At 61.8% G+C, this 9,960-nt stretch carries 7 protein-coding genes and 1 tRNA gene; 7 read left to right on the top strand and 1 reads right to left on the bottom strand.

Features of this window, described 5'->3' with window-relative positions:
- Window positions 1-51: 51 nt before the first annotated feature.
- Window positions 52-303, bottom strand: coding sequence for a hypothetical protein (locus EOA36_RS16475; protein WP_127278531.1), 252 nt, complete (start codon window positions 301-303; stop codon window positions 52-54).
- Window positions 304-519: 216 nt separating this feature from the next.
- Between EOA36_RS16475 and EOA36_RS16470 the strand changes: the two genes are divergently transcribed.
- From EOA36_RS16470 to EOA36_RS16440, 7 genes are all read left to right on the top strand, one after another.
- A tRNA-Cys gene (locus tag EOA36_RS16470) sits at window positions 520-593 on the top strand.
- Window positions 594-683: 90 nt separating this feature from the next.
- Window positions 684-1,352, top strand: a complete 669-nt coding sequence (locus EOA36_RS16465) for a protein-L-isoaspartate O-methyltransferase (protein WP_127278530.1) — start codon at window positions 684-686, stop codon at window positions 1,350-1,352.
- A 181-nt stretch (window positions 1,353-1,533) separates the two neighbouring features.
- Complete coding sequence (locus EOA36_RS16460; protein WP_127278529.1) at window positions 1,534-2,919, top strand: TolC family outer membrane protein; 1,386 nt, start codon at window positions 1,534-1,536, stop codon at window positions 2,917-2,919.
- Between the two features lie 255 nt (window positions 2,920-3,174).
- Entirely contained in the window at window positions 3,175-4,011 is an 837-nt protein-coding gene (locus EOA36_RS16455; RefSeq protein WP_127278528.1) for a PopZ family protein, read from the top strand.
- Between the two features lie 322 nt (window positions 4,012-4,333).
- A complete protein-coding gene (locus EOA36_RS16450; RefSeq protein ID WP_127278527.1) occupies window positions 4,334-7,117 on the top strand; it encodes a valine--tRNA ligase in 2,784 nt (927 codons plus the stop codon).
- A gap of 357 nt (window positions 7,118-7,474) precedes the next feature.
- Complete coding sequence (locus tag EOA36_RS16445; protein ID WP_127278526.1) at window positions 7,475-8,713, top strand: OmpP1/FadL family transporter; 1,239 nt, start codon at window positions 7,475-7,477, stop codon at window positions 8,711-8,713.
- A gap of 288 nt (window positions 8,714-9,001) precedes the next feature.
- Window positions 9,002-9,960: dihydroxy-acid dehydratase (locus EOA36_RS16440; RefSeq protein ID WP_189553245.1), on the top strand; the 959-nt coding region annotated here is incomplete at its 3' end.

Here is a 9,960-nt window from a genome sequence, read left to right as displayed (position 1 = left end):
GCCGGATTGAGCGGCCGATACATCTCGCACGGCGGTGGTCTCCGAAGAGAATCAATTCTGGCCCTGTCTCTCGGTGCCAGTGCCCGATTCCTTCGAATCCGGTTGCGTGCCTGCCTTCAAATCCTCGCTGATCTGCTTCAGGACCGCGGAAGCCGAGGCCAGACGCGCGCGGTCACGCGGTGAAAGCCTGCCTGTGCCTTCTATTCTCAGGCAGTTGATGGCGTAGCGCACCAAGTCCTCGGACCCCAGCAGCGGTACGTTTTCCGTTCCGTTCGTTTCGTCGTTCGGTTTGGCCAGGGTCATGGCGCAGTCCTCCCGTTTCACAACGCAAGCCGGAGCGCGGAGTTTCGCTCGATCATCCGCCATGCTTAACGGATTGCGAATGTGGGCGGGTGGCTATGACGGCGAACTGACAGGGCTGCAGCCGGCGCAGACGAAACCGTTCGGAATACGTCGTGGCCGCTTGACGGCTTTTTCGCCGCAACCTATTGGAACCGGGTGGAACGCCGGGAGCAACGAGGCCTCGTGGCGGAGTGGTTACGCAGAGGACTGCAAATCCTTGCACCCCGGTTCGATTCCGGGCGAGGCCTCCAATACCCGGGCTCCCGCGCGTCAGCGCCGGAGCCTGAAGTTCCGGTCGACATGAACCGCGATTCTGACGCGGCAAGCAGATTGGTTGGGACATGAGCGCTGATTTCTCCGAACTTCGCGTCAAGATGGTCGATGGTCAGGTCCGCACCACCGACGTGACCAGCGCGCCGCTGCTCGACGCGTTGCTTTCCGTGCCCCGCGAGGTTTTCGTCGGCGATCGCCAGCGCGATCTTGCCTATATCGACGAGGACATCCGCATCGCAGACAGCGCCGATGGCTCGCGCTACCTGATGGAGGCTTCGCCGCTGGCCAAGCTGATGCAACTGGCCGAGATCAGTGTGACCGATTCGGCGCTCGATGTCGGCTGCGGCACCGGCTACGCTTCGGCGATCCTGTCGCGCCTGGCGAGGTCCGTCGTGGCGCTCGAAAGCGATTCGGCATTGGCGCAAACCGCCGCGTCGACCCTGTCCAGCCTGGGCTGCGGCAATGTGACCGTGGTCCAGGGCGCTCTGGCGCAAGGCCATGCGGCGAAGGCGCCGTACGATGTCATCTTCATCGGCGGCAGTGTCGGCAAAGTGCCGGCGTCGCTGCTCGACCGACTCGCCGAAGGCGGCCGCCTGGTTGCGGTCGAGGGTCAGGGCAATTCGGGCGTGGCGCGGCTTTTTTTCAAGGCGGGGGGGGTTGTAACCGGGAGAAGGGCATTTAATGCGGCAATTAAGCCACTACCCGGATTCGAACGTGAGCATGCTTTCGAATTCTGAATGATTTGGCCTTGCAGCAAAGGCTTTGTCATGGTCGCTTGCATTTGAACGATCGTTGCTGATCCCAGACTGGGGGCACTTTGGGCTGAGCAACAGGGAACATGAAACACGCCGTTCGGGCTGCTCAGGAAGAGAAGCTGGTGCGGCGCGGTTCCCATGGAAAACGAATGAGGGTTAAACCGTGCCGTCAGTACGCAAGTCACTTTTCACCGCCGTCCTTGTGTCGGCGACCGCGCTGTCCCCACTGGCTGCATCGGCCGAAACCATCACGGGTGCCCTTGCAAAAGCCTATCAGTACAATTCCACACTAAATTCATCGCGTGCCGGCGTGCGCGTGACCGACGAGAGCGTGGCCATAGCCAAGTCAGGCTGGCGCCCGACGATCACCGGCTCGGCCAACATCGACTATACGAACACGCGCCAGGCAAATGGCGGCGGCAATTCGAAGCTGACAAGCGGCAGCTACGGCATCCAGATCAACCAGTCGCTGTTCGACGGCTTTCAGACAAGGAACAATGTCGCGGCGGCCGAATCCCAGGTCAAGGCGTCCGTTGAAAGCCTGCGCAATACCGAGGAGAACACGCTGTTCAATGCGGCCATGGCCTATATGGACGTGATTCGCGACCGGCAGATCGCGGTGCTGACCGAACAGAACCTGCAGTTCCTGACCGAGCAGGCGCGCGCCGCGCGCTCGCGCTTCGAGGTCGGCGAAGGCACGCGCACCGACGTTGCGCAGGCCGATGCCTCGCGCGCTTCCGCGGTGGCAGCGCTGAGCGCTGCGCGCGCGCAGGCGCTGGCCAGCGCCGCGACCTATCACCAGGTGGTCGGTGACGAGCCCGGCAAGCTCAAGGCCGCTTCGCCATTGGGCAGGTTGTTGCCGTCGAGCCTCGACGCCGCGATCGCCATCGGATCGGCCGAACACCCGGCCATCCTTGCCACCCAGCATCTGGTCGATGCCGCTGCATTTTCGGTGAAATCGTCCGAGGGCGCGCTGTTGCCGCAGTTGTCGGCTTCGGCTGGCGTTTCGGAAAACTACCGCAACGCCATCCCCGACTTGTCAGGTTCCAACGGCAATTCGACGTCGGCCAATATCGGCGCGACGCTGACCATTCCGATCTATTCGGGCGGCCGAACCTCGGCGGTCGTGCGGCAGAACAAGGAATCGCTGGGGCAGGCGCGTATCCAGGTCGACGTCAGCCGCGACCAGGTGCGCCAGGCCGTCGCCACGGCATGGTCCCAATACACCGCCGCGCAACAAAGCGCGTCCGCCAACAAGCAGGTGATCGACGCCGCCCAACTGGCCCTGAACGGCGTCATCGAGGAGCGCAATGTCGGCCAGCGCACGACGCTCGACGTGCTCAATGCGCAAGCCGCCGTCATCACCGCCAAGATCAACCACGCTGGTTACGAACGCGATGTGGTGGTGGCAAGCTATGCCATCCTGTCGGCGATGGGCCGCCTGTCGGTCGACCGGCTTGGCTTGGCGGTGACGAAGTACAAGCCGGAGGAACACTACAACGCCGTCAAGGACAAGTGGATCGGCCTGCGCACGCCGGATGGCCGCTAGGCCCTTCGTTCGAACGGCGTTTCCGGGCTGAGTGGTTCGTACGGGAACACAGGATTGTCGTTGTCCTTCTGGTGGTTGCTAACGGGAACCGTCACACGGCTTTGGCGGAATCGCTCTAATCTGTTGAAATCCCACATGTCCCCAGATTGGGGATTCTCGTGCGGCGATCCGTCGGTTACGCTGTCGCCATGATTCGAATCCGGCTTTTGCCGGAGCGGAAACCTGCAACGGGTCACAAGGGCGGCGGATGTGACGATGGCAACGGCAAGCAGCGCACAGCGCGAACCCTCCATGGAAGAGATACTCGCTTCCATCAGGAGGATCATCGAAGACAGCGACAACGGCCGCAAGCAGCCCGGCGACGCCGATGAGTTGCAACAGGACCTGGAGCCCGCGCCGAGTGCTGTTCCAGCTGCGGATATCGATGCGTTCCGCGCCGAACTGCATGCCGTCCCAGAGGTCAGGAAGCCTGTCGCGATGGCGGAAATCCAGACGCCAGCCATACTGCCGGCGACAGCACGCACCGAAACGCCGCCACGTGCCGATCCGGCTGCGGGCAGGACGCCGACGACATTGGCTGAGGTCAGCGCCCGGGTTGCCGCCGAGCCGGCGCCTGCCGCCAGCCGCGACGCGCCGGCGGCTCCCGTCGAGGTTGCGACAAGTGAAGCCATCGTCGCCGATTGGCGTCGCGAGATCGCGGCGGTTGGCGAGCAAGCCAAGGCGATGCCGGAGCGGAGCATCCGCCCATCGCCCCAGCCGGATGTGTCGGCGAGCGAGTCGGCGGCGGAACCTGCGATCGAGCGGTCTTCGTCAAACGATGCTCCAACGGGCACGGCTCAGGCGCGCGCGGCGGCGAACGAAGCGCATGCGGTGCGTCCCGCAATTCTTTCCGAACACACTGGACGGCAGGTTGCGGCTGCCTTCGGCGAACTGTCCGACGCCTTTGCAAGCCGCAGCAAGAAGACATTCGACGAGATGGCCGAGGAGATGCTGCGGCCGATGCTGCAGGATTGGCTGGACAACAACCTGCCGACGCTGGTCGAAAGGCTGGTGCGCGAAGAGATCGAGCGCGTGGCACGCGGGGCGCAATAGCGTCCAGGCCTGAATTCCAGAAGAAACGCCGCCGTCGAGGCGGCGTTTTTCGTTGTGAAGAGGTCGGCCGTTGGTTGCCGAACTGGCGAAGGCGATCAAACTGCCATCGGGGTCGCTGACAATGAAGGCGCGGGAGCCCCGGGCTCGTTCGCAGCGATGCCTCGCGGCGAAGATGCGATCGCCGCGCGGCCTTCTGTTGAAATGAATAGGTCCGCGCCTATCTGCTTGTGATGACCCCAGGCAGCCCTCGCGGTTGACTTGGCCAAGACCTTCCGATTTACACCGAACCAGCAAAATTCCCGACAGCGCGGACCGTTTTCCCATGCTTGAAAAGACCTACGACGCCAAGACCGTCGAGCCGAAGATCGCCAAGATGTGGGAGGAAGCCGACGCGTTTCGCGCCGGCGCCGGAGCGGAAGAGGGGGCCGAGGCCTTCACCATCGTCATTCCGCCGCCCAACGTCACCGGGTCGCTGCATATGGGCCATGCGCTCAACAACACGCTGCAGGACATTCTGGTTCGTTTCGAGCGCATGCGCGGCAAGAACGTCCTGTGGCAGCCCGGCATGGACCATGCCGGCATCGCCACGCAGATGGTGGTCGAGCGGCGGCTGATGGAAAAGCAGATCCATCGCCGCGATCTGACGCGCGAAGAATTCATCGAGAAAGTGTGGGAGTGGAAGGCCGAATCGGGTGGGTTGATCTTCAACCAGCTGAAACGTCTGGGCGCCTCCGCCGACTGGTCGCGCGAACGCTTCACCATGGACGAAGGCCTGTCCAAGGCGGTGCTCGAAGTCTTCGTCAGCCTCTACAAGGAAGGGCTGATCTACAAGGACAAGCGCCTTGTGAACTGGGACCCCAAGTTGTTGACTGCCATCTCCGACCTCGAGGTCGAGCAGCAGGAGGTCAACGGCAATCTCTGGCATTTCCGTTATCCGATCGAAGGCGCGACCTTCGATCCGGAAAACCCAAAGACCTTCATCACCGTGGCGACGACCCGCCCCGAGACCATGCTGGGCGACACGGCTGTCGCCGTGCATCCCGACGACGAGCGGTTCCAACATCTCATCGGCAAGAATGTCGTCCTGCCGATCGTTGGCCGCAAGATACCTGTGGTGGCGGACGAGTATTCCGATCCTGAAAAGGGGTCGGGCGCGGTCAAGATCACGCCGGCGCATGACTTCAACGACTTCGAGGTCGGCAAACGCCACCAATTGCCGGCGATCAACATCCTGACGGTCGAGGCGGCGGTCAAGTTGAAGGACAACGAGGACTTCCTGGCGGGCCTCGAGGCGACGCCAGAACGGCAAGCTGTCTGGGACGAGCTCGACGGTCTCGACCGTTTCGTCGCCCGCAAGAAGATCGTCGAACTGATGGAGGCCGGCGGCTTCCTCGACAAGGTCGAGCCGCATCGCCACGCCGTGCCGCATGGCGACCGCGGCGGTGTGCCGATCGAGCCGTACCTGACCGAGCAGTGGTACGCCAACGCGGCGGAACTGGCCAAGCCGGCGATCGCCTCGGTGCGCGAGGGGCGCACCAATTTCGTGCCTAAGAACTGGGAGAAGACCTATTTCGACTGGATGGAGAACATCCAGCCCTGGTGCATTTCGCGTCAGCTGTGGTGGGGGCATCAGATCCCGGCCTGGTACGGGCCGGATGGGCGCGTCTTTGTCGAGAAGTCCGAGGAAGAGGCGCTGGGCGCGGCGATCGAATATTATCTGGCGCTCGAAGGCCCCTGGAAGGCGTGGGTCGAAGACAAGCTCGAAAACTTCAAGCCGGGCGAGATCCTGACGCGCGACGAAGACGTGCTCGACACCTGGTTCTCGTCGGCGCTGTGGCCGTTCTCGACGCTCGGCTGGCCGGATGAAACCCCGGAGTTGAAGACCTATTACCAGACCGATGTGCTGGTGACCGGCTTCGACATCATCTTCTTCTGGGTCGCCCGCATGATGATGATGGGCCTGCACTTCATGGACGAGGAGCCGTTCCACACCGTTTATGTGCATGCGCTGGTGCGCGACAAGAACGGCGCCAAGATGTCGAAGTCGAAGGGCAACGTCATCGACCCGCTCGATCTGATCGACGAATATGGCGCCGACGCGCTGCGCTTCACCCTGACGGTGATGGCGGCGCAGGGACGCGACGTGAAACTCGACCCGGCGCGCATCGCCGGCTATCGCAATTTCGGCACCAAGCTGTGGAACGCGACGCGCTTTGCCGAGATGAACGAAGTCGCGCGCAATGACGATTTCTGGCTGAACGACGCTAAGCTGGCGGTCAACCGCTGGATCCTGACCGAGCTGACACGCGCCGCACGCGAGGTCACCGACGGCATCACCTCATACCGCTTCAACGAGGCGGCGGGAGCCGCGTACCGCTTCGTCTGGAACCTGTTCTGCGACTGGTATCTGGAACTGCTGAAGCCGGTATTCATGGGCACGGACGAGGCCGCCAAGGCCGAGAGCCGCGCCTGCGTCGCTTTCGTGCTCGACGAGATCTACAAGCTCCTGCATCCGATGATGCCGTTCATGACCGAAGAGCTGTGGGCGCAGACGGCGGGTGAGGGCAGGGAACGCGCCTCGCTGCTGTGCCATGCCGCATGGCCGTCGCCGGATTTCGAGGATGCTGAAGCGGCCGCCGACATCAACTGGCTGGTCGATCTCGTCTCCGGTATCCGCTCGGTGCGCTCGGAGATGAACGTGCCGCCAGCGGCAATAGCGCCGCTCGTGGTGGTCGGCGCCAACGACGTGACGCGCGAACGGCTGGTTCGCGAGGACTCAGCGATCAAGCGGCTGGCGCGTGTTGGTGACATCTCGCTCGCCGATGCGGCACCCAAGGGGTCGGCACAGATCGTGCTCAACGAGGCGACGATCTGCCTGCCGCTTGGCAGCCTGATCGACCTCACCGCGGAGGCCGCGCGGCTGCAGAAGGAACTGGTCAAGGTGACCGAGGAAATCGCGCGCCTGCACAAGAAGCTGTCGAATGAGAAATTCGTTGCCAGCGCGCCGGCCGAGATCGTGGAAGGCGAGCGGGAAAAGCTGGCCGAATATCGCGCCGCGCAGGACAAGCTTTCGGTAGCGCTGACCAGGGTTCGCGACGCCGGCTGAAGGGCAGATTCGTGCATGACCCCGGAGCGAATTCCATGCGTCACCGGCCTCAAAAATGGGCATTCCGTTGCGTAAATCTTGACGTAAACGGAAACTTTTAGCCCCATTGTTGCCATAATGTAACAATGGGGCCAGATCCCCTCAAAATTAGCTGTTTTCGAGCTTTTTGGGGCCATTTTCGTGCATCTTTTCGGCGTTTTGGATGTGCGCAGGGCCGTTTTTGGCCTTGTGACATTCCTTTGCATTTTGTCGAAAAAGCGTTTGGCGGACATGTACATGTACGCCCGGGAATTCGTTGTTGCGCCGTTAACTTGAATTGGTTCTAGCTTGATCCACTAGTTATTCGGGAGGACATCCATGAGCAATTTGCGTCTGAAAGCACTGCTGGGGGCAGGGTGCTTTTCGTTGGCCTTGATGGGCTCGCTTATCCACCCGGCGCATGCTGGCGGTCTGGAGCGCGGCGGCTACGATATCGACCTGCTGTTCGATCCGGCCCAGGTCGCGACGGAGGCCGAAGCAACCTATGTGATGCCGGATCGCAAATACGAGAATGCCAAGGGGCCGGGCGGATTCAATCTCGGCTTGGGCACCTCGGCTGATGGAGCGGAGGGCTATTGGGTGCCGCGCATCGGTGTTAAGGCGCAGGTCGTTCCGGGCGTCGATTGCATGGTCGACTATTCCCAACCTTGGGGAGCACATTCCGCGCCAGGCATGTGGAACGGCGCAGTTTCAAACATAGAGACCGACATCAAGAGCGATAACTACGCGGGCACCTGCTCATACAAGATGGATGCGGGCAAAGGTCAGCTTCGCTTTATCGGCGGTGTGTTCTATCAAAAGGTCTACGGCTTTAAGGAAAGTCTTGTGGCTTTCAACCCATTTGGGCCGTCACCGACGGGCCGTGTCGATCTGTCGACCACTGGCTGGGGCTGGCGCGCTGGCCTCGCTTATGAAATCCCAGACATCGCACTGCGCGCGAGCCTCGTCTATAACTCGAAGGTTAAGCTCGATAACATCGAGGGTACGCTCGATTTGACCAGTGTTGGCCAGGGCATAATTCCGATCTACGGCTCCACGCAATATATGCCGGATGTTGTTGAATTCAAATTGCAATCTGGCATCGCTCCTGGGTGGTTGGCTTTTGGCTCCGTCAAGTGGGTCAATTGGAGTGTCCTGCAGAGCGTTCCAATTTGTGCGGTGGGTACTCCCGACGCGCTCTGTGTCACGGGCGACAAACTGCACTCTGCACAGTTAACCTCACTCGATCTGATGTATCGTGATGGCTGGACGATCTCAGGCGGCGTTGGCCACAAGTTTAACGATCAGTGGAGCGCTGCTGGTCAGCTTTCATGGGATCGTGGCACTTCGCACGGCTATGGAGCGCAGACCGATACGTGGACACTTGGCGGCGGTGTTGCCTACACGCCTAAGCCCAACATTGAATTTCGCGTAGCTGGCGCAATAGGCGTCTTGACCAGCGGTCACTCAGGTATAGTGGCCGGGGACAATGGCTATGTTGCAGGTGACGACGCGAGTTACGACTTCGGCAATGATCTGGTCACGGCAATATCCGGCGGCGTCAAGATCAAGTTCTAAGCGTTTGAAAGTTTTAGTGAAAGGCCGGGCATTGCCCGGCCTTTTCGTTTGTGCGGCGTCGTCGCTGGCCCCATCATACAAGCTGCGTTGCATATAAGCCGCACTTGGGCCGCCTCGTGCGATTGTGACGTTTTGGCAACACTTTCTGAACAACCCCTGCGCTAAAGGTCAGGCCGAGGAAATTGCCCATTTCCCGCCATAAACCCGGCGCACCTCGAACTCGTCTCGGGACACGTGCCAAAAGGCTCGGCGATGGGGCAGGCCGCACCGCCCGCGGCAAGGAAGAGAATGGACGCCAAGGTCATTTCAAAGGCTAAGCTCCCTAGCCGCCATGTGACTGTCGGTCCGGCGCGTGCGCCGCACCGGTCCTATCTTTATGCCATGGGCCTGTCGGCGGCCGAAATCGCGCAGCCGCTGGTCGGCGTCGCCTCCTGCTGGAACGAGGCAGCACCCTGTAACATCTCGCTGATGCGCCAGGCGCAAGTGGTCAAGAAGGGCGTGGCAGCCGCCAACGGCACGCCCCGCGAATTCTGCACCATCACCGTCACCGACGGCATCGCCATGGGCCACCAGGGCATGAAGTCGTCGCTGGTGTCGCGCGAAGTCATCGCTGATTCGGTTGAACTCACCATGCGCGGCCATTGCTACGATGCGCTGGTCGGCCTGGCCGGCTGCGACAAGTCGCTGCCCGGCATGATGATGGCCATGGTGCGGCTCAACGTGCCGTCGATCTTCATTTATGGCGGCTCGATCCTGCCCGGCAGCTATCGCGGCCGCCAGATCACCGTGCAGGATGTGTTCGAGGCGGTCGGCCAGCACTCGGTCGGCACGATCGATGATGCCGAGCTGCTCGAAATCGAGCAGGCCGCCTGTCCTTCAGCCGGTTCCTGCGGCGCCCAGTTCACCGCCAACACCATGGCCACCGTCGCCGAGGCAATCGGTCTTGCGCTGCCCTATTCCTGCGGCGCGCCGGCGCCCTACGAAATGCGCGACCGCTTCAATTTCGCCTCGGGCGAAAAGGTCATGGAACTGATTGCCAAAAACATCCGCCCGCGCGACATCGTCACCCTTAAGGCACTGGAAAACGCGGCGACCGTTGTTTCGGCCACCGGCGGCTCGACCAATGCCGCGCTGCATCTGCCGGCGATCGCGCATGAGGCGGGGATCAAGTTCGACCTGTTCGACGTGGCGAAAATCTTCGAGAAGACGCCTTACATCGCCGATCTCAAGCCGGGCGACAAATATGT

The organism is Mesorhizobium sp. M8A.F.Ca.ET.021.01.1.1, from assembly GCF_003998025.1.
Taxonomy (GTDB): Bacteria; Pseudomonadota; Alphaproteobacteria; order Rhizobiales; family Rhizobiaceae; genus Mesorhizobium.
Note: the sequence above shows the minus strand (reverse complement) of the source record. Positions and strands in the feature narration are given on the sequence as shown.